Genomic DNA, 25,900 nt, shown 5'->3' on the forward strand with positions numbered 1-25,900 from the left:
ATTAAGTCGCCTCCGGCGACTCTATTGAGAGGACGGTGCTGATCGGCTCCACAACTCGGTATCGATGGGGGACGTTCTTCGGGAATTAGGTTATTTGCCCGGATTTGGCGAGCGGAGCGGGATCAGTCAAACCTCTTTCTCCGATGTGTGTTAGCATCCCCGAAAAAATCGAATTACCTAAGTACGTCCCAATATTTGATGCCGATATGTCATCATCTAAGGATGAAACCCCGCCAGGAAATCCGCCACATCGCCTTCATCGGCGACTACCTGCCGCGCCGGTGCGGCATCGCCACCTTCACGACGGATTTATGCACCTCCGTGGCGGCGCAGTTCCCTAAAGTAAAGTGCTTTTCCGTGCCCGTGAACGACGTGGAAGGGGGATACGACTACCCTCCCGAGGTCCGCTTTGAAATTGAAGAGCAAAATCTGGCCTCTTATCGGCGGGCGGCGGATTTTCTGGGCATCAGCGATGTGGACGTGGTTTGCGTTCAACACGAATTCGGCATCTACGGGGGAGTGGCGGGCGGGCACCTGTTGGCCCTGCTGCGCGAAGTCAACATCCCCATTGTGACCACCCTGCACACCGTACTCAAAGAACCGAATGCCGACCAGAAACGCGTCATGAAGGAGTTGATTCAGCTCTCCACGCGTCTGGTGGTGATGTCTCAAAAGGGGGATCGGTTCCTGAAGGACGTTTACAAGGCGCCCGCCGCCAAGATCGACGTGATCCCTCACGGGATTCCTGAAACCTCCTTCGTGGACCCGAGCTTTTATAAGGACCTCTTCGGCGTGGAAGGCCGGCAGGTACTTTTAACGTTCGGCCTGCTCTCACCCAACAAGGGCATTGAAAATGTGTTGAACGCCCTTCCTAAAATCGCGGCCGCGGTCCCCAACGTCGTCTACATCATTCTGGGGGCCACCCATCCCCACCTTCTCCGCGAGGCGGGCGAGTCCTACCGTCTGAGCTTGGAACGGCTGGCTGAAAAAAACGGCGTTCAAAAGAACGTGATCTTTTACAACCGCTTTGTGGAACTGGCCGAGCTGAAGGAGTTTATCGGCGCCGCGGACATCTACATCACCCCCTACTTGAATGAGTCCCAGATCACATCGGGATCACTGGCCTATTGCTTTGGCGCGGGCAAGGCCGTGGTGTCCACCCCCTATTGGTACGCCCAGGAGCTTTTGGCGGAGAGCCGCGGGGTGTTGGTCCCTTTCAACGACCCGGACGCCATCGCACGGGAAGTGACGGGGCTTTTAGCGGACGATACAAGACGCAATGCCATGCGCAAGAACGCCTACAAAATGGGACGGGAAATGGTGTGGAGCAATGTGGCCGGCTCCTACATGCAGTCCTTTGAGAAGGCCCGGAACGAACGGGCCGGCCTGACCCGGAAGCTCTTCACGGTGAAGACGATGGACAAGCAGCTCACCGAGCTTCCCGAAATGAAGTTGGACCACCTCTACCGAATGACCGATTCCACGGGCCTTTTTCAACACGCCATTGTGGCCGTGCCGAACTTTTCCACCGGATATTGTACCGATGATAACGCCCGCGCCCTGATCTTGTCCGTGCTTCTGGAAGAGCTGGGGGAAGATTCTCCTCATCTTTTAGACGTTGCCACCACCTATGCCGCCTTCCTTCAATACGCCTTTGACCCGAAGCTTAAATGTTTTCGGAACATCATGGACTTCAACAGGTCCTGGAAGGACGAGTCCATCTCCGAAGATTGCTGCGGCCGCGCGATCCTGGCCCTGGGAACCTGCGTGGGCCGCTCGAAGAACACCGGCTTCCAAACCCTGGCGGGACACATTTTTGCGCAGGCGCTTTCGCCCGTGACCGAATTCCGATCGCCCCGGGCCTGGGCGCTGGCCTTGATGGGCACCCACGAATACCTGCGCCGGTTCAACGGAGACCGGCAGGTGAATCAGATTCGCGACACCCTGACGGACCTTTTGATGGGGCTCCACGACCGCACCGCCACCCCCGAGTGGCCCTGGTTTGAGGATTCGGTCACCTATATGAACGCCGGTTTATCGCATGCGCTGATCTTAAACGGCCGCGAGACCTCCCGAGCCCGCGTTCTGGAGACGGGTTTAAAAACCCTGCGCTGGCTCACGAAGATTCAGACCACCGAGGGGGGTTATCTCCGCCCGATTGGCTCCAACGGCTTTTACAAACGCGGCGGCGAGCGGGCCCATTATGATCAGCAGCCGATCGAGGTTCAGGCGATGGTGTCGGCGTGTCTGGAGGCTTACCGGTGCACCTCGGATGACTACTGGTTCACTCAGGCGCGCCGAGCCTTCGACTGGTTTTTGGGACGCAACGACCTGGGTCTTTTCCTTTACGATCCCACGACCGGCGGCTGCCGGGACGGGCTTCACGTGGATCGCGTGAACCAGAACCAGGGGGCCGAATCCACCCTGGCGTTTCTCGTCTCGCTGGCCGAGATGCAGCAGGCGCACAACGAATTGGCCGCTTTTCAACACCCGGCCCTTATTCAATGAAACGACCCCTCTTAAACTCCAGAATCCTCACCGTTCGCCGGACGGAGATCCGGCTGGCCCCCGACCAAAGCCGGGTTGTTTTGCGGCATTTGAGGTTCGGGACCGATGAGGAGTATGTCCGGATCATCCGCCGGGCGCTGGCCCTTTCGGAGGCGGATGTGCACCGAACGTTGAATCGCGTTTTGGCGGAGTTTTCGTCCCGCCATCGGCAGTTGAGCGACCATTTTTTGACACGGTTTCGCCACGTCGAACAGTTTCTGCCTGCCTCGTCGGCAGGCGGGCCTGCCGACAGCGACCTGTCGGAAGACCGAAAACAGCTGATCGGTTCCTATTTCCTCTTCGAATATTCCGTCGAATCGGCCGGGCTGTTCAACCCCTCGATCATTCCCCATCCGGATCAATCGGGTCTGCCGGAAGGGCACCTGCGTTTTCTCCTGAGTTTGAGGTCAACCGGAGAGGGGCACCTGTCCTCCATTTCTTTCCGCAGTGGGGTCATCGACGACCGCCGCGGCATTTCCATTGATCCGCCGGCACGGTTTTTGACGGAACCCGAGCTGATCGAAAACCCCTCCTACCACAAAACGCTCTTCGGGCGAAAAGCCGCGGAGCTGGGCCTGGCCGGCGAATGGACGGACCATGTCCTGGACCGCTTGCCGGACACCTTCACGCTGACCAACCTCCGCGACAGCCTGCGGGACGCTCTTGGGGCGACGGCCAACCGGCGTTTTGAAGATCACCCCATCGCCGAAAGTCTGTGGCTTCTGGCCAAGTGCAATTATGAGATCTGCTTTCCCCCGGAGCAGGACCTTTCCGAATGCGTCATCATGCCGGTCACCCCGCTGCAAAGCAACGGCATCGAAGACGTGCGCCTCGTCGCGCACCAGGAAGAGAACGGCCAAACGATTTACTACGCCACCTACACCGCCTACGACGGCCGCCATGTGCTGCCTCAACTGTTCACCACGGAGGACTTCCGGCATTTTAAATTCACCACCTTAAACGGCCCCGGCGCAAAGAACAAAGGCATGGCCTTATTCCCCCGAAAGATTAATGGCCTCTACACGATGCTCTCCCGCCAGGATGGAGACAGCCTCTTCCTCACCACCTCCGACAACATCCATTTCTGGTCCGAGACCCGGCGAATCATAGAACCGGTCTATCCCTGGGAGGTCGTGAAGATGGGCAACTGCGGTTCCCCCATCGAAACAAAGGATGGCTGGCTCGTTCTCAGCCACGGCGTAGGCCCCTTGCGGCAATATTGCCTCGGGGCTTTTCTCCTGGATCGGAACGACCCTTCCCGGGTCATCGGACGTCTGCGCGAGCCTTTGATGCGTCCCGAAGGGATTGAGCGGGAAGGGTACGTTCCCAACGTTCTTTACACCTGCGGCGCGCTGGTTCACGGCGATCAGCTGATTCTGCCCTACGGCCTATCCGATCGCGTGACGGGCTTCGCCCTGATTTCCTTGAACGAAATTCTGGCCTCGATGTCCTAGAAGAAAGAGGATTATTATGACGTTAGCCGATCGTGAACGGATTCGATTGCATCAAGACAAGGAGGAGAACCAGGGACCTTCACCGGACTCTCCGTTGAAAGTCTGGATTTTCGTCGTCCTCCTGGGAGTCATCATCGGGATGGCGCTCTATCATTACCGGTAAGACATGAACAAGATCGGTGAAGCGTTTGCGTTTGTGCCGCCGTTTGGTTGGGAGGAATCCCGGCGGGGGGCGACTCTGGTTTTCCGGCAACTGGAGCGGGAGCTGCGGGTCTCTTTCTGGCCTCTCAAAGAGAAAGGATCGCTCAAAAAGAAAACGGCGGCTCTCGAGGAGCTGAAGCAAACGGCGCTGAAGGCCATCGGGAGGGATTTAAAGAATACGAACCTGCGCGTTGCCATCCCGCTCAGCCGCGTAGACGAAAATAAGTTGGAGTTCTGGGTCCAGTCCCTTGGCACCCGCGACGGAACCACGCTGATCTGTTCGGCGGTCGCGTGCAGCCCCCTGGGCATTCTGATGGTCTCGCTCGAAGCGCCGAACAAACCCCGATCCTTTCCAATCTTTGTCGATTTCCTCCGCTCGGTGCACAAAGCATAATCATAGGGGACGTAGTTTAGTTTTTCACTTTCCCCTAATCGAAAATGTACGCAACAAACAACTACAAAACTAAACAGCGTCCCCTAGCCCTACCGTCCTAGCCCACCTTTATTTTCGCTGGGCCTTATCCAGCAGGGTAAGCACATAGAAAAAGATCGCCCGTAATTGTTCGAAGAGGCTCTCCAGCTCCCCGATTTCATCGTCGGAGGACATCGTGACCTGGGCGGCGAAGTCCCCTCCCACCACCTTCGTGGCGACCTGGACGATATGATCGATGCGATTAAAAATCAACCGACGCAGCAGGATCATGATGAGGAGCGGAATAATCACGATGATCACAAGGATCACGACCAGGAGCCGTTGTTCCATCTGCCTGAAACTGTAGTAAGTCGAGGCCACATCCTTGGCATCGCGCAAGACAAAGAGGCCGCCGATTTTCTGGCGAGTCGGGTCATCATAGAGCGGGAAGACCCCCCGCACGAAAAGCGAGTTCCCTTTCTTGAGCCGCTCGAGCACCCGGCCTCCATCGGGAACCGAGTCCAGATCGCCCGAAAAACGAAGCACGCTCGAATCCTCAAATGTTTTGTCGATGATCACGACATCCCGGTGGTCGTCCCAATTATCAGGCTGCTGAAGATATTGACGCGTCGCCGCGTAGTCCTTTCGGTTCAGAAACGTTTTTTTAAGGACTATTCCGTAATCATCGCCCGTCTGTAATTTCATCTGTCGAAGGAAATGACCGATTTCCTCCCCCATCTCCGTATAGCCGATGAGTTTCCCGCGCGAATCCCTGAAAGGCATGACGTTTCTCACCACAAAGCCGGACAAGCCCAATTCGTTGCCCGTGACGGGCTTGTGCGTTTTGACGCACGCTTCGAAGCTCAGACGCCCCAACAGGTCCCCGAATCGGGTGGGGTTTTGCAGCCGCAAGAAAACCGTCTTGGCCGGTTCCGGAAGAATAAAAATCCAGTTCGTGATGTTGTATTGGTTCTTGAGTGTCTCGAAAAGCGGACGGGTCACCGCCATCAACTGAGCCCGATCCTGCTGGGCCATCGCCGACTGGATCAGAGGATTAGTCATGAGGCTCTCGGAAGCCGCCGCCATTTTGGCGATATTGTTTTCCCTTAAAACACTGAAAAGTTTCTCCGCGTTGCGCAGGGAATCCTGGGCCAGCACATTCATATTGTGGTTATAACTCTGGCGCAGCGCGGCCAGAAGGATGGCGGCTCCGACCGCAAAGGTGGCGACGATCGTCGACAGGATTTTGAATTTAATGGAATGAGATCGCATAGACTTTTCTCCGGATCGCTTAAAGTTCGACCGTTGTCTTAAGAATTTCGACCGCCGCCGCCTTCAATTTCTCAATCACGGCTGGATCATCCGGTGAATTCGGACCGATCATCCCGATCGGCACCCCGGCCTTGAGTCCAATTTGCCCCTTGACGATAAACGCGTTCTGGCCCGTTTCTGCAATTTTCTTCTCAATGGCCATTCGTAAATCATAGAGTTTGCCCATAATGCCCCCTTCAGAATCTACTCATTGTTTAGCCTACAAAACAAATATGAAAAATAAACATGCCTCCGGCAAGTGAAATGTGTTGGCCAAAGAATGAACTGTTTAGAAAGTACAGCTGACACGCACGATGAATTCCCGGGAGGGCCCTGGGAGGGGAGCGTGACTGCTGTCGTAAGGTTGGATGTAATTATAGCCGGAACCGAATAGGTCAAAGATTCCCGCTCCGACGTCAAGTCCCTTAAGAAAAACGTCTTTTTTCCTCACATAAAGATTGATCATGACCGCGGTGGATTCCCGCCGCAAGAGCATATTCCCGAAAGGATCCTGCCTGTAATAGCCGTATCGTTCGGCCAGCACGATCGCTGAAGGATTCATACTGAAGCCGTGACCTAACGCATAACTTCCATTCAGCGCGACTTTATGCACCGGCCAACCCAGCAAAACATCCTGACGGCCAGGAACCGCGTAAAGAGGAACACGATTCTGCGTGGCCGAATAGAACGAATAGGAAATGTCTGCGTAGTTTGGGCCGCTCTTCCACCGGCCGGTGAGTTCGAAGCCGTGAGTCCCGATGGGATCGTCGTTGCTGTAAAATTCCGAGCCCGTCACCGGGTCGTTATGATAAACAATCGGACGACGAATTTTCGTGTTGAAGAAGGCGACTGACGCGAACAGGTCCTCGCGGAAACAATAGCCTGTCTCAAGTTCATAGGTCGTCAGGTATTCGGGACGGATGTCGGAGTTGAGGCGGATGTTCTCAAGACTCGGTGTCCGAAAAGCCTCGCTGTAAAGCGCCTTCAGGTGCCAGCGGTCCCAAAGCTTCGTCCAGGCCACGCGCGGGACCAGGGAGTCTTTATACAGACTATGATGTTCGTAACGGCCGCCGCTGACCAAGGTCCCCCAGGACGACAACTCCATCTGCCCTTGCGCGTAATAGGCTGCGTTCCTGTAGGTGATCTTGCGGTTATTGCCCGGCCAGAGCCCGGTGTCGGGAGTGTCATCGGAAACCTTTGCGTGGTCCTGTTGGAACTCCAGCCCGCCCAGAAAAACAAACTGGCGAGAGTATTCATACTTGGCCAATAGACTTTCCTTATAGCGATCAAATGTTTTGTCGTACAGAAAAAATACATCGCGCTCGTTCCAGGGCCGGTGCTGGTTGAAGTTAAATCGGGGCGTAATCGTCCAGCGTGCCGCGGGCTGCAGATCGTAGCCGACTTCCGCCAGATAGAAAGAGCTGTTGATCTGCGAAGCATCCGCCTGGTTTATCCCGAAAGCATCGCGTTGAGTGGTAAAAAATTGGTCGGCAATAAACCGGCTGTGAAATCCCCCCTTTTCGACCCCCAGATTCAAGCCCCGAGAAATCAGATCAGAATTTCCCTTCATGGGGTAGGTCTCTCCGGTCACGTCGGTGTACAGGCGGTCGCTGCGCTGAGATTGGCCAAAATGAGCCGCTCCACTGAGACGCCAATTCGTGTCTCCGCTACCGTAATGCATATCCACCTGACGATCATCTCCGCCTTTCCAGCCACGGCCATAGAGGCCTGCGACTTGCACGCCTTTCTCCGCTGCTCCGCGCGTGTGAATATCGATCACCGCCACTTCCGCATTGCCTCCATAGAGCACCGAACCAGGTCCACGGATCACTTCAATCCGTTCGATTTGCTGGACGGGGATTCGGTCGATTTGTGTTCCTCCATACCCAAGATCGTTGTACTCCTGCCCATCGACCCGAACGAGCACTTTTCCTTCCTGGCCCCATAACCCGCGAAAACCTATTCCAATGATTCCTTGAATATCGACCCCAAACTCGATGCCCGGCACTAATCGCAACACGTCAAAAAGGTTTCGCGCGCCGGAATCGCGGATTTCGTCGCGGGTAATGATCGTCAGGATGCCGGGAGACTCTCTCAAGGGAAGGGACGTCTTGGTTGTCACACTCGTCTTGGCGTTGAGCGTCTGCTCGAGTGAAAGTTTTTCGTACTCGAAGAACTCGAAGACGTCGTTCGTCTGCGGCCAGACCGGGGCAATAGCACCAAACAGGAAACCGCCGAGCATCAGAAAGCGAAACTCGTTGGTCTTGCGGCCTCTTCGTGATCCTGCAGCCATAGTCATATGCCCTGTAACAACCACGTGACCATTCTTCAAGGAAACAAAAGGTTAACGAATCAAGGACACCGTACGCCAAACATCGAGATCAGGATGAATCGCGCGCCCGGCAACCCCTTCCTGGACAGCTGGAGCGATGAAGAATGGCTGGTTCAGTTTTCTTATTTTTGCCGGGAGAGAAGCGTCTGAATCTCGCCAATGCCGTCGGGTGTGGTCAGGACTGAAATGACGTCTCCTTCCTGAAGAACGGTCCTGCCGCTCGGGACCAGGTACCGGTCGTCCCGGCAAACGAGGGTAATCAGGCTGTCGGCTGGCAGCCCCAGTTGCGTCAGGCTGTTGCCGGCGACCGCTGAATTGAAGGGAACGATGAACTCCTCAAGGCAAGCGTCAATGGCTCCCGGCGCGTCGAATTCCAGCGGCGAATGCCGCTTCCGCTGAAACGGAACCTCGACCCGAAGCCAGCGCGCCACCCGGGCGATCGAAGGCCCCTGCAGCATCACGGAAACCACCACGGTGAAAAAGACCAGGTTGAAATACGTTTCGGCCCGTGGGAGTCTGGCCACGAGCGGAAACGTCGCCAGGATAATCGGAGCGGCGCCTCGTAATCCCACCCACGACACCATGGCCTTTTTCCGGGCGGACAGGCCCGATCCGATCAGGCTGATGAAAACGCTCGCCGGCCGCGCCACAAAAACCAGGAAAAATGAAAGCCAAAGCCCCGGCCAGAACACCCGGGGCAGATGCACCGGAAGCACCAAGAGTCCCAGGATCAGGAACATGCTGATCTGCATGAGCCAGGCCAGCCCGTCCTGAAAACGGGTCATGGTCTTTTTGTGAAAGTAATCCTTCCCGGCCAGGACAAGACCCGCCAGATAAACCGCAAGAAATCCGCTGCCGCCCAGAAACGAGGCCAGGCTGTACGTCAGGAGCACCATGGCCAAGAGGAGCACCGAGTAGAGACCTTCGTGCTCGAGTTTGAGACGCTGCAGGACGAGCACCATCCCTCGCCCGGCGAGATACCCGATTCCCCCGCCAAGTCCCATCTGGGTCACGAAAAGAAGCAGCAGGCTCGCGGGAGACTTCATCGGATGCTGAATCAGGCTGATCAACCCGATCGTGAGGAACACCGCCATCGGGTCGTTGCTGCCGGACTCAAACTCGAGCAGCGGGCGGATCGGTTCTTTCAAGCTGACTTTCTGGGATTTCAGGACCGTGAAGACCGCGGCGGCATCCGTCGATGAAACGATGGCTCCAAACAGCAGGCCCTCCAGCCACGTAAAGGAGAGGAACTGCTGGGCGAACCACCCCACCAGAACCGTGGTCAGCAGGACCCCGAGGGTTGAAAGCGAAGCCCCCATCCACAAGACCGGACGGATTTCTTTGGAACGGGTCTGCAAAGCGCCGGCGAAAAGAATAAAGACCAGCGCGATCACCCCGAGCGCCTGCGCCAGGGGCGCATTATGGAAAGGAACGCCGCCCGGGCCGTTGGCGCCGGCCAGCATCCCGATGCCGAGAAACAGGAGCAGCGCCGGGACCCCGAAACGGTCGGCAACGGTGTTGGCAAAAATGCTCGCCAGCAGCAGAACAGACCCCAGCAAAAGCCAATGTTCCAGAGAAACCATGGACCATAGGATAGCTTGAGATTAAGGAGAATTACAAAGGAAACTCTTTGAGCGTGTCGGTTTTCTTTCGGGGGACCAGAACAAAAACAAGGAGAGGCAACGCCAGAAAACTGCCGACGATCCCCCGGGCGATATCCTGCCAGTCAAAAACCCTTGATGGGACACAGATCTGAATCGTTTCCTCCAAAGCCACAACGATGGCGGCGAAAGCACAGGCCGCCCCGGCGGCTCTTCCTGGCGAAATCCACTTTTCTGATAGAGGACGATAAAAAAGGTACGCCAGAAACCCCGCTTGAATAAAATGGATCCCTTCCTCCGGCGCAAAGACCCAGTAACGGATGATCAGAACATAAATACAACTGATCAGGACCAACACCAGAGTCCTGAAAAAGGACTTAAACCCTCCGCGCTTCGCGAATGAATTCGTTACGCCAACAACCAGGACCAGCACGATAAGCCCTATCGAAAACCGCAAAAGCCCCCGCGCCCGAAACCAGCTGATAACCGGTCGAACAAAGGGAACGCTGAGCCAAAGATAGACGCTCATGCCCAGCGCAGGCATCCAGGATTTCATGGCTCCTCCACCGGATGACACCATTGCCCATCGCAAAGGATACTGAAGGAATCCCGCTGATCCGTCCGGAGAATCCGCTGATGAAGTTCTGGATACGACTCCACACGGGGCAGCTGGTATGGGTTTGGGCCCACAGAAAGAGCGATCCAGGGGATGGTCTGGAACCGGCGCGCCAACCCGGGAGCCAGAATATCCCCATGATGAGGCCAGGTCACCACCTGCAGCGTGGCGCCTGTTTGCCGCAGGCGCTGCTCCACCGAAAGAAGAACGGATTCCTGCACAGTCGGGTCAAGGTCGCCCAAAAACAAAAGGGCGCTCCGGCCATAGAAAACGAGAACCACCAGGCCGTTGGCGTGGAGGGACCCCCCGGGAGAAGACAGGGCCATCCCTTCGACCGTGAGCGCTCCCCCATTCACGGAGATCTTGAGATCGCGATCAATCGTTTGGATGGCCGTGCCTTTTCGTCTTAACGATTCGAGTTCGGGCGGGAAGGAACCCTCGCTGGACCGATAGAGCGTCTGGAGGCGGGGCCCCTTCCAACCGTCGAGCAAACTCCCGACATGGTCGGGGTGAGCATGCGTGATGAAAACCGCATCCACCAGGCGAATCCCCCGAGCATTCAATGCCTGGCGGATCAAACCGCTGTCTTCCGCGCGGCCAACATCGATCAGTCCAGACCATTCACATCGGCCATTCTTTTCAAGACAGAGGAGAGCGCTCTCCCCATAAGCCACGTTCAGTGCTCGAATGCTGAGATGCGCTTGCGCCAGTTGGACAACCAGACCGCAACCCAGGATCGCCCCGAAACAACCCGTGATGGCCCTCCGCAAAATAAACACCGGAATCTCTCCTCCGTGGTCCGTCAATAGATGATACTAACGATAACGCCTCCTGGGTATTTCGACTCATTGACACGTTCCCGTCGTTGATTGATAATGAGCAAGGTTACGGCAAGGTTACAACCATTCGATTCACTTCCTCATTAAACGAGGTTTTGTGTCTGAGACTCCTCCTGCAGACGGGCCCGGCAACGAAGACATAAACGCCCTCCCCCCCGAACGGGAACAGCGGCGGTACGCGCGCATGATTCTCTCCGGAGACAGCGCGGTGCTGATGTCGCGCCCGGGACAGAGACGCCCCCTGAACGGCAAAATCCTGAACGCCAGCTTAAGCGGCGTTTCGTTTGATCCGGCCAGCCAGCACCGGCTCCAACTCGGCGACTCCGCGACGGTGGAGTGGGCGCCGACTCCGTATCTCCGGACACCCCGAATACTCAAGCGTTATAAATTTACAGGCCAGGTGGTGCGCGTCGACGAAGGCGGAAGCGTCGGGATCCGATTTCACCGGCTGATCCCGGAACAAATCCAGCGCGTGGATACGCGGCCCCAGCGTTTCTCCGCGGTGGGGGTCGCGGACTGCTGGCGGGCCTGATCGTGGTTCTGAAGGTTCACAACATTATCTTCTACTGGTGGGCTCCCCTCATCAACACGTACAGCCTTCTGGTCTGTACCTATATTTTCTGGCGGGTGGCGATGTCCATGTTCTACCGGGAACCCCAGGATGCCGGGTATATGCCCTCGGTCTCGATGATCATCTCCGCCAAAAATGAAGAACACCATATCCGGGAAACACTGGAACACGTTTTTGCTTCGCGTTATCCGAGAGAGCTACTGGAAGTCCTTGTGGTGGATGACGGCTCCACCGACCGGACGTGGGAGATCCTTGAGGAATTATCCTTTTTGCATCCGAGGAGATTGCGAACGTTCCGCCATGAAACCAACAAAGGCAAACGTTTCGCCATGGCCCTGGGCGCTCAGAAAGCACAGAATGAAATCCTGGTCTACATCGACTCGGACAGTTTGATCGACCCGGAAGCGCTTTACCGCGTCGTCCAGCCGTTTCACGACCGCTCGATCGGCGCGGTGGGAGGAGAAATCGGCGTGGTTGTTGAAAAGGACAACTTCTTTTCAAAGATGGAAGTGGTCCGTTACCAGATCTCCCAACGGGTGATTAAAGCCTCCGAGAGTCTCTTTAACTCGGTGACGTGTTGCTCAGGCCCTCTGGCGGCGTATCGCCGCGTCTCCGTCCTGCGCGTGCTGCCGGCCTGGCTCAATCAAACCTTTCGCGGCCGGCGCACCACCTTCGGAGACGACCGTAGCTTAACCAACTTCATCCTGCGAACGCACCGGGTGGTCTTTCATCACGGCGCCATCTGCCGGACCTATGTTCCAAACCGTTTGAAAACATATCTTCGCCAGCAGCTACGGTGGAAAAAGTCCTGGTCCAGGGAAACGATCATCGCCAGCGGCTTCATGTGGCGCAAACACCCGATGGCGGCGGTTCCTTTTTATCTCGGGATCCTGGTGACGTTGTTGTCGCCGCTGATTGCCCTGCGGGCGCTTTTTTACCTGCCGGTTTTCCTGTCGGTCAGCTGTCTCCCGTATCTGACGGGACTGGCCCTGATTAACTTTCTGCTGGCCAGCGTGTTCTTCTACTACACCCGCTCGCGGTACTGGCCCTATCTTCTGGCTTTCGTCGCCTTCTATATCGGTATTTTGTCCTGGCAGACCTATTACGCGATCACAACTATTCCACGCAACCACTGGGGGACCCGCTGAGCACTGAGGCGATCACCACCGAGTATTTTCCAAACGATACGTACCACTGGCAGTGGAGCGCTTTTTGGCTTGTGGTCGCGGGGGTCGCCGTGTTGTTGTGGGTAAGTTTTTTTCATGCGGTGCCGCCGTCGGCCCCGCCGCTGTCGCCGCATTCAGCCGGCTACGACTGGTATCTGGTTCTGCACCTGCCGGAAACACCGAATGACCCTTATCAAGCGGCGGTGGCGGGAAGAAATCTGCACATCTGGCTCACTGCGCTCAAACGCGGAGGCTATCAACCGCTGCTTTTTTCCGATGCGCAGTCCCGCCTGTCGCGGGGTCTTGGCCTGCCGCAACGGGCCGTGGTACTGGTTTACGACCCGGGCTTCCACCGCACGTTCGATACCGTTTCCCCTATTCTGCTCAACCACCGCGTACCGGTGGTCTGGGTGACCAATCACACCGCGGTCCTGCGCGGAGACCGACACTACATGAACCGCCGCGAAATGCGCCGGATGCTCCAGAGCGGTTACTGGGACATCGGTTTTTCCGGAGACGGCTTCTGGTCTCAAGGCACTCCGGAAGAGCGCCGGCAGGTTCAATTCAACCCGGCGCTCCGGCTGAGCTGGGCGCCGGAAACCGGGCGACAGGCCATCAACTGGTTATCGGCTCTCAACGCCGTTCACCGGCTGGATATAGGTTCCCGATGGACCGCTGAAGACCTTTTGGACCGGCTGGCCACGGAACTGCCGCTGCAGGGAACCAGCCGGCTGGGCCTGCGGATGATCAGGGGCCGGCTCTGGGGCATTATTATTCCCTCGGCTCAGGAAGCCAGCGCGTTTTCGCTTCAGACTCCGCTCACCGGCACATCGCGAACCCTTTACTGGCTGGGAACGCAGGGGCTGCAGGACGCCCGCCTCGAGCTTCAGGCGTCTTCTTTCTTCGGACAATTTTTCCTGTGGCTGCGCTCCGGCGATAACCGGCAGGACGGCGTGGGCATCGGATTTTCGCGGGAGGAGGTCTTTCTCGATCAACGGACCGGATCCAAACGTCACCGTCTGGCGGTCCTGCCGCGAAAACCGGCGGGCAACACCCTTCAGGCGACCGTGACGCTCTCTGGCCAGGAGCTGCAGATCAGCGGACCGGATCTCCCCACGACAACGGTGAGCTTGAGCCCGGCCCCGACGACCGGACGCGGGCTGGTCCGTATCGCGGTCTACGATCATGTGAGGGGAGCGGCCCGGGCCGAAGACGTCAACGTGATTTTGACTCCTTTGACTCCCCTGGAACACCGCTGAGGCGGTCGAATGAAAAAATCCTCTTCAATGTTGTCATTGCGAGGAGCGAAGCGACGGAGCAAGCTATCCTCAATAACAGATCGCCACGGTCGCCACACAACTGGCGACCTCGCGATGACAGCAGTGGCCCTTTTGAGCAGACAGCTGGTGATACTTCTTCTTCCCGCTCTTCTCCTTGCGCAACCGCCTTCCGGACCGGAACTGCAGCGGGCCGCGGTGCGGTTTTACCAATCCGGCCGATACAAAGCGGCGATCCCTCTTTATAGGCAGCTGACCGAATCCAATCCTTCCGACACAGGCCTCCAGAAGGATTTTTTGATCCTGCTCTGGCTGGACCACCGGTATGCCGACTCCGTATCCGTCGGGAAAACGCTGACCGCTCAGGCACCGGACGACTTTGAAACGTGGTTTATTTATGCGCGGTCGCTGCTGGCCAGCGGATCCCGCGAAGAAGCGCTGGCCGCCTTCCGGCGCTGCCAGGAACTCCAGCCCGGAAAGAAGGAAATCGAACTGGCGCAGGGACGGCTGGACGGACTCTTGCGCCACTATGACGCGGCTCTGTCACGCCTGCGAACGCTGGTTCAGGACCATCCGCGATTCAAACAAGCCTGGCCGGAACTCGCTCACCTCGAACAGATCACCCACCATTATCCGCAAGCGGCCGCGGCCTGGGCTCACGCGGCGGATTTCTATCCGGACCGCTCCGGTTATGCTTTTCATTGGGCGGAATCGCTGTATTACAGCGGGCAGAAGGAGGCGGCCCGGGACCACTTGAAAAAACTGATCGCGGCGGATCCGCCCTATTGGCCGGCGTTTGATTTTCTAACGGACGAGGCTCTGGCCCGCGGCGACCGCCGGAGCGCCCGGGAGCTTCTGGAAACCCGGCTGACGGCCCTCCAACCCGACGATGAAGGACGGCTTGTCAAACTGGCTCAACTGGACCTTGCGGAAAAACGCTGGAAGGATCTCCTCAACGTCTGTGAACGCTGGCTGAGCCTCAACCCATACCGGGCCTCCCCCTGGCTGCTCAAGGCCAACGCGCTTCGAGAGCAAGGGGCGCTCGCGGAATCCATTCGGACGTATAAAAAAATAGTTGAGCTGAATCCCGCGGAATCCAATGCCTGGCTGGGGATGGCCCGCGCTTACGATGATGCCCGTCAGCCCCGGAATGCTTTGAAAGCAGTGGAGAAAGCCCAAGCGCTCGATCCAACGGATCCTTACCTGACGCTGCTCCGGTCCTTTTATCTGAGCGAGTCTGGAGAAACGCAAGCGGCGCAGGAACTGCTGAGCGCGACCCTTCACCAGAGCTCCGGGCCTGTTTTGCCGGCGCTTTTGTATCACGGTCTCACCCCCTTTGAAGGCGATCCCATCCTCGCCTACGCCATGAACCGGACCACCGCCACCTTTGCCGACCACCTGCAGGCGCTTCAGTCCGCCGGTTATCACACCGTAACAACCGAAGAAGTCTCGACCTGGCTGAAGGACCATGCCGCTTTACCGGAACGGCCGGTTCTGATTACGTTCGACGACTCGCGAATGGACAGCCTGCTCTACGGAGATCCGATTCTTCAACGAAATGGTTTCAGCGCCGCGATGTTCGCCGCGCTGATCGATGTGGAAGGATACATCCCGCGTGCCGCGGTTTGGAATGATCTCAAACATTATCAAGACACCGGCCGCTGGGAGATTCAATCGCACGGCGATCAGGCGCACCAGCTCATTCCAACGGACCCCGAAGGCCATCGGGGCCTGTTCCTCTTGAATAAACAATGGCTGGAAACAAGAAGAGGATACGAATCCAATGACGAATGGGCCCAGCGGGCACGCACGGATCATTTCCGCGGACGAAAAAAAATAGCCGACCGTCTCCAGATGCCCCCCCACAGCTACAGTTTTCCGGAAGGGGACTTCGGCCAGATCGACATTCCCAACGCGCCGGACTCCGCCCGGCTGACGCTGGCCCGAGCGCACGACGTTTTCGATACCGTCTGGCATCAGGATGACTACGGGATGAACCTCCGAACACGCGATCCGGCGCGGCTGACGCGCTTTGAACCGCCGGCCGGCATGACCGGGGCATCGCTGGTCCGGCACCTGAGCGACGATGCTCCGGCGGTCATGATGCGCCGCCGCCTGCTGCGCCTGTCCGGGGTAGATAACCGCTGGCACGAAGCCTTTCAGCGGCTGAATGATCTCCGGACGCATGGGGTTTCCGATCTTTGCCTCTGGTCGGAAGAAGCCCGCCTGCGCGTGGCCCACGGCGACCGGACACGGGCGCTCGAGCTCGTCCGGCAGGCGCGCCGGGAAGAAGATTCCCCTGACACAGAAGAATTGCTGGAGGCCATTCAACACTCGCCTCGTTGGCTCTGGCGTCCCTCCTTTTATTATCAGGAAGACAACCGCAACCGGGTAAGCCGCCGCTTTCGCCAGGATTTTGGAACAGCCCATCTGGCGGGTATTGATCTGTTCCTTCATCATGTGGCGGGGTCCTATTCGGAAGCCGGAATCCAAACGATTGAAGAACAAGGGGGCGGCCTTACCCTGGCGCGAAACCTGGGCAATTATCAACGCATCACCCTCGAAGCCACAGGGCATCATCTGACCCTCCCGGCAAAAAACACCTACTCGCTTGAGGGGAATCTCCGTTCCTCCTGGACAGACGACTGGACAACGGAGTTGAGCGGCGGCCGCCGCCCCTATGACACCACCCGTGCGATGGCTAACAACATCATCCGGAATTACGTCGATGGGTCGGTCCGGGGGGACCCGCTTGGGAATTGGAGAGCGTCCGCGCAAGCCCGGGGAGAATTCCTTTCCGACAATAACACGCGGGCAACGCTGATTCTTCAGGGAGGCCGGCGCATCCTTTGGCCCCGGTTTTATCTCACCGGCCGGGTCTGGCTGGACAACATGGATCACCTCCGCCCGGATTACTACAGCCCGCAGAAACTACAGACGTATCAGTTCGGGTTTGATTATAAAACCGTGCTCACAAACCGGGCCAATGTTCACCTGACCTATCTCCCGGGCTATGGAAAAGAAGAAAGAACGGATGGCGAGTTCGTGCAGGACCTCGATTTTGAGATGGACGTGTTCCTCACCCGCACCTGGACGTTGACTCCGTCGTTCGTCCTGACCCACACGCCCAGCTACCACCGCCAGACCACCGGCCTTGCACTCACTGCACGTTTTTAAGAAAACAACGCTATAATACTTTCGTCTTCTTGAGACAAACACATGGCGAACCTCTGGCAACGGCATTTCGAAAATAAAATACCGGATCCCACTCCGGCACCCGCAACGGAACCTTCGGAGGATCCGCCGGGAAGCGCTGGAATTGTCAAAACCCACTACTTCCGGCTGGCGGACGCGCACGACGCGATCCGCCTGGAGTCCGGCCTGACGCTGGACCAGGTGACGCTCGCCTATGAAACCTACGGAACGCTCAACCCGGAGAAAACAAACGCCATCCTGATCGAGCACGCGTTCTCCGGCGACGCGCACGCCGCCGGCTTTCACGAAGGGGCCTCCACCCCCGGCTGGTGGGACACCATGATCGGCCCCGGAAAAGCGTTCGACACCAACCGATATTTCGTCATTTGCACGAACGTGATCGGCGGCTGCAAAGGGAGCACCGGCCCCTCCTCGATCGATCCGGAAACCAAAAAACCTTACGGGTTGACGTTTCCAGTGATCACCATCGCGGACATGGTGGAAGCTCAGCGCCACTTGATTGATCATCTGGGTCTGTCCCGCCTGCTCTGTGTGGCCGGCGGCTCCATGGGAGGCATGCTGGCTCTCCAATGGGTCGCGTCGTATCCGGAACGCGTCCGCAGCAGCATCCCGATCGCCACCACGCTGCATCACTCGCCCCAGCAAATCGCGCTGGACGAAGTGGGCCGCCAGGCCATCATGGCGGACCCGGCCTGGGCCAAAGGGGATTACTACGAAACCGGCCAACCGGAGCGCGGCCTGGCCGTCGCCCGCATGATCGGACACATCACCTACATGAGCGCCCAGTCGATGGAGGAAAAATTCTCCCGCAAACTGAAGGAGAAAAACTACAGCTTCAGTTTTAACGCGGATTTTGAAGTCGAGGGGTATCTCCGGTACCGGGGCGACAATTTCGTCAAACGCTTCGATGCCAATTCCTATCTCTATATCACCAAGGCGATGGATTACTTTGACCTGTCCGGGGACAAATTGATCCCGTCAGGGAAAACTATTGATACGCGGTTTCTGGTGCTGGCCTTCCAGTCGGACTGGCTATATCCGGCTCCCCAGTCCCAGGAAATTGTCCGGGTCCTGCGCGGCCAGAATGTGGACGCGTCCTACTGCGAGATCGCCTCGACCTATGGCCACGATGCGTTCCTTCTCGAAATCGACGAACAAACCCCTCTCATCCGCCATTTTTTGGAGAAAACATTCCGCGACGCGCAACCTGACGCTTCCCGATGAGCACCCCTCCGAAGCGGCTGGACCATCAAGTCATCGTCGGGATGGTCCATGAAGGATCCCGGGTCCTCGATCTCGGATGCGACGAAGGCGATCTGCTGGAACGGCTGCGGGACGAAAAAAAAGCGAATGTCCAGGGCGTTGAATTGAACCAGCAGGCCATTTACAAGTGCATCGCCAAGGGCCTGAGCGTCGTGCACAGCGATCTGGACAGCGGCCTGGTCGGGTTCCCGGACCAGTCGTTCGACTATGTCATCCTCAACCAGAGCCTGCAGGAGGTCCGGAACATTGATCTGCTTCTGCGGGAGTCGTTCCGGGTGGCGCGCCGAACCATCGTCGGATTTTCCAATTTCGGAGCGCTGACCGCCCGGTGGCAGCTGGGGGTTCTCGGCCGCGCACCCGTCACCGGTTCGCTCCCTTATTCTTGGCACGACACTCCCAACCTGAGGTTCTTGACCATCCGGGATTTCCGTCACTACTGTGCCACGCATCAGATCCAGGTTCGCCGGGCTGTTTTCCTGGGCCGGAATCATCGCACACGGTTATTCCCCAATCTGTTCGCTGATCAGGCGATTCTCGAGCTGGTGGCGAAAAAGTGACGCCATGATCAGCGGGAAGCGGTTCAAAGTCCATTACCGGCTGGCGGGCCTTCTCGATGAAACCGCGGCGCGCGCGGTGGCCAGCGATATCGCGCTGGAACAAACGGTTGAACTCCCCGACGATCTGATCCCCTCCCAAACCATCCGCCACTCCGTGGTGGGGCAGATCGAATCCCTGGAACGTCAAGATGATCACACCTTTGAAACCGTGATCAGTTACGCCGAGGAAACCACGGGAAACCAGATTCCGCAATTTTTGAACGTTCTCTTCGGCAACTGCAGCATCAAACCCAATATCCGCGTTCAGCGGCTGGAGCTGCCGGAAGGTCTTTTTGACTGTTTCCGCGGGCCCCGTTTCGGAGTGGAGGGACTGCGGCAGCGGCTCGGCGTTCCGGAACGCCCGCTGCTGTGCACCGCGCTCAAACCCATGGGGCTGAACGCGAAGGAACTGGCGGATCTCGCGTATCGCTTCGCGCTGGGTGGAATCGATCTGATCAAGGATGACCACGGGCTGGCGGACCAGCCCTTTGCCCGTTTTGACGAGCGCGTGGAACGCTGCGCCGCCGCGGTGGCGCAGGCCAACCGGGAAACCGGCGGGCATTCTCTTTATTTTCCGAATGTCTCGTTGTCGTCCTCTGATTTCCCCCGCCATCTTCGTTTCGCCCAATCGGCCGGGGCGGGCGGCTTTCTCATCTCGCCCGGCCTGACCGGTTTTGACGCGATGCGCCGGATCGCAGAAAACGACGAGTGGGACCTGCCGATTCTCATGCATCCGGCTTTTCTCGGTAGTTTTGTGACGCATCCTGACAACGGCCTGTCGCATTTCGCATTGTTCGGCCAACTGGCCCGGCTGGCCGGCGCCGACGGCAGTATTTTCCCGAGCTTCGGAGGGCGGTTCTCCTTCAGCCAGGCGGAATGCGCCGAGATTGCCGAAGGATGCGCCGCTCCTATGGGGCATTTCAAACGGATTTTCCCGGTCCCCGGCGGCGGGATGTCACTCGAGCGGGTCCCGGAGATGCTGTCGGTCTACGGACGCGACGTTATTTTTCTGATCGGCGGAGCGCTGTTCCGCCACGGGCCGGATCTGACGGCCAATGCGCGGCACTTCCGGGAACGGGTCGAACGTTCATTGCCTGCGGAAACAACGCGGACATGATCCTCCGGTTTTGCCAGAAGAAAAAGCAGTACCGCTGGGGCCGGCTCCCTGTGCTGGCCTATAAAGAGGAAGGCACCCATTTCAAGCGCATCCGCCGGCAAATCCTCTTTGGAGAAGCGCAAGGCTTCTGCTCGCAGCTGCGCTATTTTGAGATCGCCTCCGGCGGTCATTCCACGCTCGAACGTCATCGGCATGTGCACGGGGTGATGATCCTCCGCGGGACGGGCAAGGTCTTGATCGGAAAGGATATCCTGACCGTGAGGCCTTTTGATATTTTGTATATTCCGCCGCGCCAATGGCATCAGTTCCGCGCCGGCTCAGGGCCAGCGTTCGGATTTTTGTGTCTGGTGAATTGCGACCGCGACCGGCCGGAACGGCCGACGGTGGCGGCCCTGAAACACCTGTGCCGGACAGCGACTGTTTCACGGTTTATTCGAACCTGACGGAAGGAGCTGAACCCATGGCTGAAAAGCGAACCTTCGGATTTGAAACCCGCATGGTGCATGCCGGGCATATTCCCGATTCGGACACGGGCGCGCGGGCCGTGCCGATTTATCAGACAACGTCCTACGTTTTTAACGACACCCGCCACGCCGCGCAGCTCTTTGAGATCAAACAGTACGGCAACATTTACAGCCGCATCAACAACCCTACCACCGCTGTCTTTGAGGAACGGGTCGCTTCGCTGGAAAACGGCACGGGAGCGGTGGCGGTGGCCAGCGGCATGGCCGCCCAGCTGGCGGCTATTATGACGCTGCTCGAACCCGGGGATGAAATCGTCGCCTCCGCGCACCTCTACGGCGGGACGATCACCCAGTTCACACACACCTTTAAAAAACTCTCCATTAAGGTGCATTTTGTTGAACCGGGAGACCTGGCCAACTGGGAACGCGCCATCACACCCAAGACCAAGATGCTCTATGGCGAAACCATCGGCAACCCGCGCGGCAGCATCCTCGATTTGGAAGCGCTGGGGAAACTGGCCGCGGCGCACAAAATCCCGCTCATGATTGACAATACCTTTGCCACCCCTTATCTGTGCCGGCCCATCGACTGGGGCGCCTCCATCGTGGTCCATTCCGCCACTAAATTTATCGGCGGGCATGGAACGAGCATCGGCGGCGTGGTGGTTGATTCTGGATCGTTTAACTACGGCCGGTTCCCGACCATCACCGATCCGTCGCCATCCTACCACGGTCTGCGTTTTTACGACACCTTCGGCCATTACGGCTTTTTGACCAAGCTTCGCCTGGAGACGGTGCGCGACACCGGCGCCAGCATCGCGCCGATGAACTCGTTCCTGCTGATTCAAGGACTGGAAACGCTCTCGGTCCGGATGGACCGGCATGTGACCAACGCGCTGACGGTGGCGAAATTCCTGCAGAATCACCCGCGCGTGGCCCATGTGTTCTATGCGGGGCTGCCGGATCATCCGGATTATCAACGCGCCAAAAAATATCTCCCGAAAGGGCCCGGCGCTGTTTTTTCGTTTGAACTCAAAGCGGGGGCTCTCGAGGCGCGCGAGGCGGGCCGGCGGTTCATCGAATCGCTGCAGCTGTTTTCGCATCTGGCCAATGTGGGCGATTGCCGCAGCCTGGTGATCCATCCGGCCTCGACGACCCACCAGCAGCTGACCGACGAGGAGCTGAGCGCCTGCGGCGTCTCTCCTTCGACGATCCGATTATCGATTGGACTTGAAACCCCGGAGGACTTGTTATGGGATCTGGATCAGGCTCTTCTTGCAGCATCCGACTGAATTCGTCGCTGCCCCCGGAGTACCGGGGACGCTACCAGAACGAAGACGTCATCCGCGATTTGATTACCGATTCGCGAACGATCGCCATCGTTGGCGCGTCCACGGACTGGCAAAAGGCGAGCTACTTCGTCATGGCGTACCTCTTATACTTTGACTACCGCATTATCCCGGTCAACCCCAAAGCGCAGTCCATCCTCGGGCAACGTTGTTACCCTGATTTAAAATCCATCCCCGAACCGGTGGATCTGGTCGACATCTTTCGTCCCTCCGGAGAAGTGCTCGACATCACGAAGCAGGCCATCGCGATTCATGCGAAAGCCATCTGGACGCAGCTGCGCATCGTGGCGTTGGATGCGGGAGAACTGGCTGAAAAGGCGGGGCTAAAAGTGGTGATGGATAAATGCGTCAAGATGGAGCACGGCCGTTTCAGCGGGACGTTGCACTGGGCCGGAATGAATACCGAGATTGTCAGCGCCCGCAAGAAACGGCCAAGTCCAAGGACTTAATTTACTTCGCTGGCGGGGGCGGCGGAGTGGCCATCATCCCCATGGGACAAGTCATGCGGCCACAGAATTGACGGGTTCCCCCAAGGTAGCCGAGAATACCGCCCAAGAGTAAAAGAACCAGGACCATTAAGGCCTTTTTACAGCAGCAAGAACTACCACAGCAGCTCTTGCAGTCACATCCTTCTTTTCCACAACATTCCTTCTTTTCTTCTTCCATATAAGCCTCCTTCTTGAGTCTCTATTTTCATTATACGCCTCTGGTTATCGTTCCAAACCAACTATTCTTCATCTGGGTGTGAGGGACCCCCCTCTCCCGACCGGAGCGTCGGGAGAGGGGGATTGACGAGTCATCTGTTTTTCAGCCCCTCACCATCTTCATGATGGGGCGACTGGCCTGATAAATGGGAGTGAGGATGCCGGTGCCAGCCGTCGGCGTGCCGGTGCCGATGGACGTGGATCAGGTTGGCTTGTTCCATCAGCGCCTGATCCCCGAGCACCTCCGGGGTACGACCCACGCGCAGGAGTCGCTGATGCTCGCCTAAAACAATCGCCCGGTCGCTAAGGACTTGCGCGACTTCCAGATCATGGGTGGCGATCACAAGCGTTTTTCCCGCCGCGTGCAATTCGACCAGCCAATCCACCAGCTCCCACCGGCTTCGCGGATCAAGCGCGAGCGTGGGCTCGTCCAGCAGGAGAACCGACGGATTCATGGAGAGAACGGAAGCGATCGCCACCCGCTTCTTTTCCCCTCCGCTGAGCTGATACGGGGGCCGCTCCGCCAGCGCTTCGAGGCGAAGAAGCCGCAACGTGTCGGCCACGCGCTGCCGGACCTCCGTTTCCCCCAGACCCAGCTGCAGCGGGCCAAACGCCACTTCTTCAAAGACCGTCGGAGAAAACAGCTGGAAATCCGGGTTTTGAAACACGAACCCGACCCGCGACCGGAACTCCCGGAAAAACTCCGGATCTTTTAAGGCCGCTTCCGTCAGGGCTTTGTTCCGGTAGCGGATGGCCCCGCTCGAGGGGAACAACAGGCCATTCAAGATTTTAAGCAGGGTGGATTTGCCGGAACCGTTGGCGCCTAAAATCGCAATTTTTTCTCCCGGGTCTATCGCAAAGGACACCTGTTGCAGAGCGACCGGTCCCCCGGGATAGGAAAAATCAACCGCCTCCGCCTCGATCAGCGCCATTAATGAATTCCTCGCCAGAGCTGGACCATTCCAATCATCCAGAGGCAGACCCAGGTACCGTCCCATCCGGATAAACCTCTTCGTTCCAACAACACCACGCGTCCGGCATAGCCGCGCGACACCATCGCGCCATAAATTTCTTCAGACCAGAGAAGCGACTTCCGAAACATCGTCACCAGAATCCCGGCCAGGACGCTCTGGCCCTGATGACGGGGAAGCCCTCGGAGAATGCGACTCTTTAAAGCCAAATGCGTTTCCTCCACCAGGCACACAAACAGCAGAAGATAGCGGATCGTCATCCCGAGCGTCATGACCAGCGCCTGCGGGACACGGATCACCTGCAGGGCGCCGAAAAGCGACGACCACCGTGTAGTCCACAGAAGGAGCAGCGTCCAGGAAATGGCTGTCGCCACGCGCAGGACGATAAGGCACGCTAATAAAAGACCTGCGGAGGTAATGGTGAAAGCCCGGGTGGGTCCAAAAGTGACCAGAGCAGGACCTGGCGTCACTCCTCCAAAAATGACGGGAAACACCATCAGGACCGTAAATAACGGGACGAAAAGCCACGTTTGCAGCAGAAGCCCTCCGAAAGGCAGCCTCGATAATAAGGATAGAACCAACGTCATGGCATAAAGCATCCCAAGGACGGACAGCTGATGGGTGAGCGTCACGCTGACAATAATGAATCCGATGGTGACCAGCTTCACTCGCGGATCGACTTTTTGGAGCAGCCCTTGACGCGCCGCGAATCGCTCGGAGTTCTCCAGAGTCCGGAAAAAGCTTTCAACCCCGGACAACGTTTTATCGATAAAGGAGTGCGTCCCGATCATCCGGTCGGAGCCGGGAGCGCTGGACTCGTTTTTGGCAAGCCATTCAGGAAGCATCGCGTTTTCCCTTGGTCAGCCATTGTCCCAGCAGCCATGTAAAAAGAAGAATGATGCCGACACCGGCCAGCGCTGATAACAGATAGCCCAGCATCGGGTGTCCAGCGCTTGACGTGACGGGGACCGAATAATCCGGCATTTTCGCATTCCACATCGTTCCCAGGCGTTGGAGCTCTTCTGGTGCAAATCCAAGCAGTTTTTTCAGTTCCTCGGCGCCCCATTCCCCCCAGGCCGTTCCTTTGGCCACCATCCCGAGCGGCGTGGCCAGCGTGAGCACTACTAAACCGATCATCAATCGTGTTGTCGTTTTCATGAACGATCTGAACCCAAAAACACAGCGGGATCTGTTCGAAGAAGATAGGCGACGACCACCGCTGTAAGAACCCCTTCGATCCACCCAAAAAGGAGGAGATGCTCCGTCAGCATGACCGGAACGGTCACCTTCAGCGAGTAAGGGCAGTACAGCGGGGTGCCATCCAACCGGTGAGCCAATCCGGGCTGCACCCCCAACTCAATGGCCGTGCTCAAAGCGGCCAGGTTTAAGGAAAGATATCCGGCGAGTCCCGCGGCCCAGATGCGGCGTTTCCCGTTCCGAAACGCCCGCCAGGAACAAAGGCGATAAATCGCATATCCCGACAACGGCATCAGGACAGCCATGTTAAAACAATTCGCTCCGATGGCGGTGATGCCGCCGTCTCCAAAAAGAAGCGCTTGAACAATCAGCGCGATGGAGGTGGTAATCATGGCGGCCCAGGGTCCCAGAACAATCGCCACCAGGGTGGCGCCAACCGCGTGTCCGGTGGTTCCGCCGGGAGCCGGGATATTGAACATCATGACAACAAAAGAAAATGCCGCGCCGATCGCCAGGAAAGGCACCTGTCGCGCGGCCAACGTCCGGCGGAGCTGCCGTGAGGCCCAGGACCAGACCGGGATCATGACCGCCCACAGGCTGCCGTACGTTTGAGGTCCTAAATAACCGTCAGGGATATGCATAAGCTCGTTTCAAAACGATGTTACATATTTTGACGAAGTAAAGGTTAAGGGGGAC

General features: G+C 57.7%; 24 protein-coding genes. 14 read left to right on the forward strand and 10 right to left on the reverse strand.

The window, feature by feature from the left end; translation table 11 throughout:
* Positions 1-222 precede the first annotated feature (222 nt).
* From WC859_03360 to WC859_03375, 4 genes are read left to right on the forward strand one after another with little or no spacing between them, the layout of a single operon-like run.
* Positions 223-2,508, forward strand: a complete 2,286-nt coding sequence (locus WC859_03360; protein MFA5975185.1) for a glycosyltransferase family 4 protein — start codon at positions 223-225, stop codon at positions 2,506-2,508.
* Positions 2,505-4,001, forward strand: coding sequence for a glycoside hydrolase family 130 protein (locus tag WC859_03365; protein ID MFA5975186.1), 1,497 nt, complete (start codon positions 2,505-2,507; stop codon positions 3,999-4,001). The genes WC859_03360 and WC859_03365 overlap by 4 nt, the downstream gene beginning before the upstream one ends.
* 16 nt (positions 4,002-4,017) lie before the next feature.
* Positions 4,018-4,164 carry a hypothetical protein gene (locus WC859_03370; GenBank protein ID MFA5975187.1) on the forward strand — a complete coding sequence of 49 codons (147 nt, stop codon included), beginning with the start codon at positions 4,018-4,020 and terminating at the stop codon, positions 4,162-4,164.
* Between the two features lie 3 nt (positions 4,165-4,167).
* Positions 4,168-4,596: a hypothetical protein gene (locus WC859_03375; GenBank protein ID MFA5975188.1), complete on the forward strand. Its 429-nt coding sequence runs from the start codon at positions 4,168-4,170 to the stop codon at positions 4,594-4,596.
* A 108-nt stretch (positions 4,597-4,704) separates the two neighbouring features.
* On the opposite strand, the gene WC859_03380 is transcribed toward WC859_03375, so the two are convergent.
* From WC859_03380 to WC859_03405, 6 genes are all read right to left on the reverse strand, one after another.
* Positions 4,705-5,886, reverse strand: a complete 1,182-nt coding sequence (locus tag WC859_03380) for a cache domain-containing protein (protein MFA5975189.1) — start codon at positions 5,884-5,886, stop codon at positions 4,705-4,707.
* Between the two features lie 19 nt (positions 5,887-5,905).
* Complete coding sequence (locus WC859_03385) at positions 5,906-6,112, reverse strand: hypothetical protein (protein ID MFA5975190.1); 207 nt, start codon at positions 6,110-6,112, stop codon at positions 5,906-5,908.
* 102 nt (positions 6,113-6,214) lie between these two features.
* A complete protein-coding gene (locus tag WC859_03390) occupies positions 6,215-8,218 on the reverse strand; it encodes a TonB-dependent receptor (protein ID MFA5975191.1) in 2,004 nt (667 codons plus the stop codon).
* A 161-nt stretch (positions 8,219-8,379) separates the two neighbouring features.
* Positions 8,380-9,840: a potassium/proton antiporter gene (locus tag WC859_03395; GenBank protein ID MFA5975192.1), complete on the reverse strand. Its 1,461-nt coding sequence runs from the start codon at positions 9,838-9,840 to the stop codon at positions 8,380-8,382.
* 31 nt (positions 9,841-9,871) lie between these two features.
* Complete coding sequence (locus WC859_03400; protein ID MFA5975193.1) at positions 9,872-10,414, reverse strand: VanZ family protein; 543 nt, start codon at positions 10,412-10,414, stop codon at positions 9,872-9,874.
* Positions 10,411-11,253, reverse strand: a complete 843-nt coding sequence (locus WC859_03405) for an MBL fold metallo-hydrolase (GenBank protein ID MFA5975194.1) — start codon at positions 11,251-11,253, stop codon at positions 10,411-10,413. Before WC859_03405 ends, WC859_03400 begins: the two co-directional genes overlap by 4 nt.
* Positions 11,254-11,410: 157 nt before the next feature.
* Between WC859_03405 and WC859_03410 the strand changes: the two genes are divergently transcribed.
* From WC859_03410 to WC859_03455, 10 genes are all read left to right on the forward strand, one after another.
* On the forward strand, positions 11,411-11,845 hold the full coding sequence (locus tag WC859_03410) for a PilZ domain-containing protein (protein ID MFA5975195.1): 435 nt from the start codon (positions 11,411-11,413) through the stop codon (positions 11,843-11,845).
* A gap of 2 nt (positions 11,846-11,847) precedes the next feature.
* Positions 11,848-13,032 carry a glycosyltransferase gene (locus WC859_03415; GenBank protein ID MFA5975196.1) on the forward strand — a complete coding sequence of 395 codons (1,185 nt, stop codon included), beginning with the start codon at positions 11,848-11,850 and terminating at the stop codon, positions 13,030-13,032.
* Positions 13,033-13,151: 119 nt separating this feature from the next.
* Entirely contained in the window at positions 13,152-14,309 is a 1,158-nt protein-coding gene (locus WC859_03420; protein MFA5975197.1) for a hypothetical protein, read from the forward strand.
* A 132-nt stretch (positions 14,310-14,441) separates the two neighbouring features.
* A complete protein-coding gene (locus WC859_03425) occupies positions 14,442-17,504 on the forward strand; it encodes a tetratricopeptide repeat protein (GenBank protein MFA5975198.1) in 3,063 nt (1,020 codons plus the stop codon).
* A 42-nt stretch (positions 17,505-17,546) separates the two neighbouring features.
* Positions 17,547-18,767 carry a homoserine O-acetyltransferase gene (locus WC859_03430; protein MFA5975199.1) on the forward strand — a complete coding sequence of 407 codons (1,221 nt, stop codon included), beginning with the start codon at positions 17,547-17,549 and terminating at the stop codon, positions 18,765-18,767.
* Positions 18,764-19,363, forward strand: coding sequence for a methionine biosynthesis protein MetW (gene metW / locus WC859_03435; GenBank protein ID MFA5975200.1), 600 nt, complete (start codon positions 18,764-18,766; stop codon positions 19,361-19,363). The genes WC859_03430 and metW overlap by 4 nt, the downstream gene beginning before the upstream one ends.
* Positions 19,364-19,367: 4 nt before the next feature.
* A complete protein-coding gene (locus WC859_03440) occupies positions 19,368-20,519 on the forward strand; it encodes a RuBisCO large subunit C-terminal-like domain-containing protein (protein MFA5975201.1) in 1,152 nt (383 codons plus the stop codon).
* Positions 20,516-20,962: a cupin domain-containing protein gene (locus tag WC859_03445; GenBank protein MFA5975202.1), complete on the forward strand. Its 447-nt coding sequence runs from the start codon at positions 20,516-20,518 to the stop codon at positions 20,960-20,962. The genes WC859_03440 and WC859_03445 overlap by 4 nt, the downstream gene beginning before the upstream one ends.
* 17 nt (positions 20,963-20,979) lie before the next feature.
* The gene (locus WC859_03450) at positions 20,980-22,275 is read left to right on the forward strand and encodes an O-acetylhomoserine aminocarboxypropyltransferase/cysteine synthase family protein (protein MFA5975203.1); all 1,296 of its coding nucleotides are present in this window, start codon (positions 20,980-20,982) and stop codon (positions 22,273-22,275) included.
* Positions 22,236-22,781 carry a CoA-binding protein gene (locus WC859_03455; protein ID MFA5975204.1) on the forward strand — a complete coding sequence of 182 codons (546 nt, stop codon included), beginning with the start codon at positions 22,236-22,238 and terminating at the stop codon, positions 22,779-22,781. Before WC859_03450 ends, WC859_03455 begins: the two co-directional genes overlap by 40 nt.
* Before the next feature lie 347 nt (positions 22,782-23,128).
* On the opposite strand, the gene WC859_03460 is transcribed toward WC859_03455, so the two are convergent.
* From WC859_03460 to cbiM, 4 genes are read right to left on the reverse strand one after another with little or no spacing between them, the layout of a single operon-like run.
* On the reverse strand, positions 23,129-24,034 hold the full coding sequence (locus WC859_03460) for an ABC transporter ATP-binding protein (GenBank protein MFA5975205.1): 906 nt from the start codon (positions 24,032-24,034) through the stop codon (positions 23,129-23,131).
* The gene (gene cbiQ, locus WC859_03465) at positions 23,968-24,852 is read right to left on the reverse strand and encodes a cobalt ECF transporter T component CbiQ (GenBank protein MFA5975206.1); all 885 of its coding nucleotides are present in this window, start codon (positions 24,850-24,852) and stop codon (positions 23,968-23,970) included. The genes WC859_03460 and cbiQ overlap by 67 nt, the downstream gene beginning before the upstream one ends.
* A complete protein-coding gene (locus tag WC859_03470) occupies positions 24,842-25,165 on the reverse strand; it encodes a PDGLE domain-containing protein (protein ID MFA5975207.1) in 324 nt (107 codons plus the stop codon). The genes cbiQ and WC859_03470 overlap by 11 nt, the downstream gene beginning before the upstream one ends.
* Complete coding sequence (cbiM, locus tag WC859_03475) at positions 25,162-25,845, reverse strand: cobalt transporter CbiM (GenBank protein MFA5975208.1); 684 nt, start codon at positions 25,843-25,845, stop codon at positions 25,162-25,164. Before cbiM ends, WC859_03470 begins: the two co-directional genes overlap by 4 nt.
* Positions 25,846-25,900 lie beyond the last annotated feature (55 nt).

Source organism: Elusimicrobiota bacterium (genome assembly GCA_041660185.1).
Taxonomy (GTDB): Bacteria; Elusimicrobiota; Elusimicrobia; order 2-01-FULL-59-12; family 2-01-FULL-59-12; genus JBAZWU01.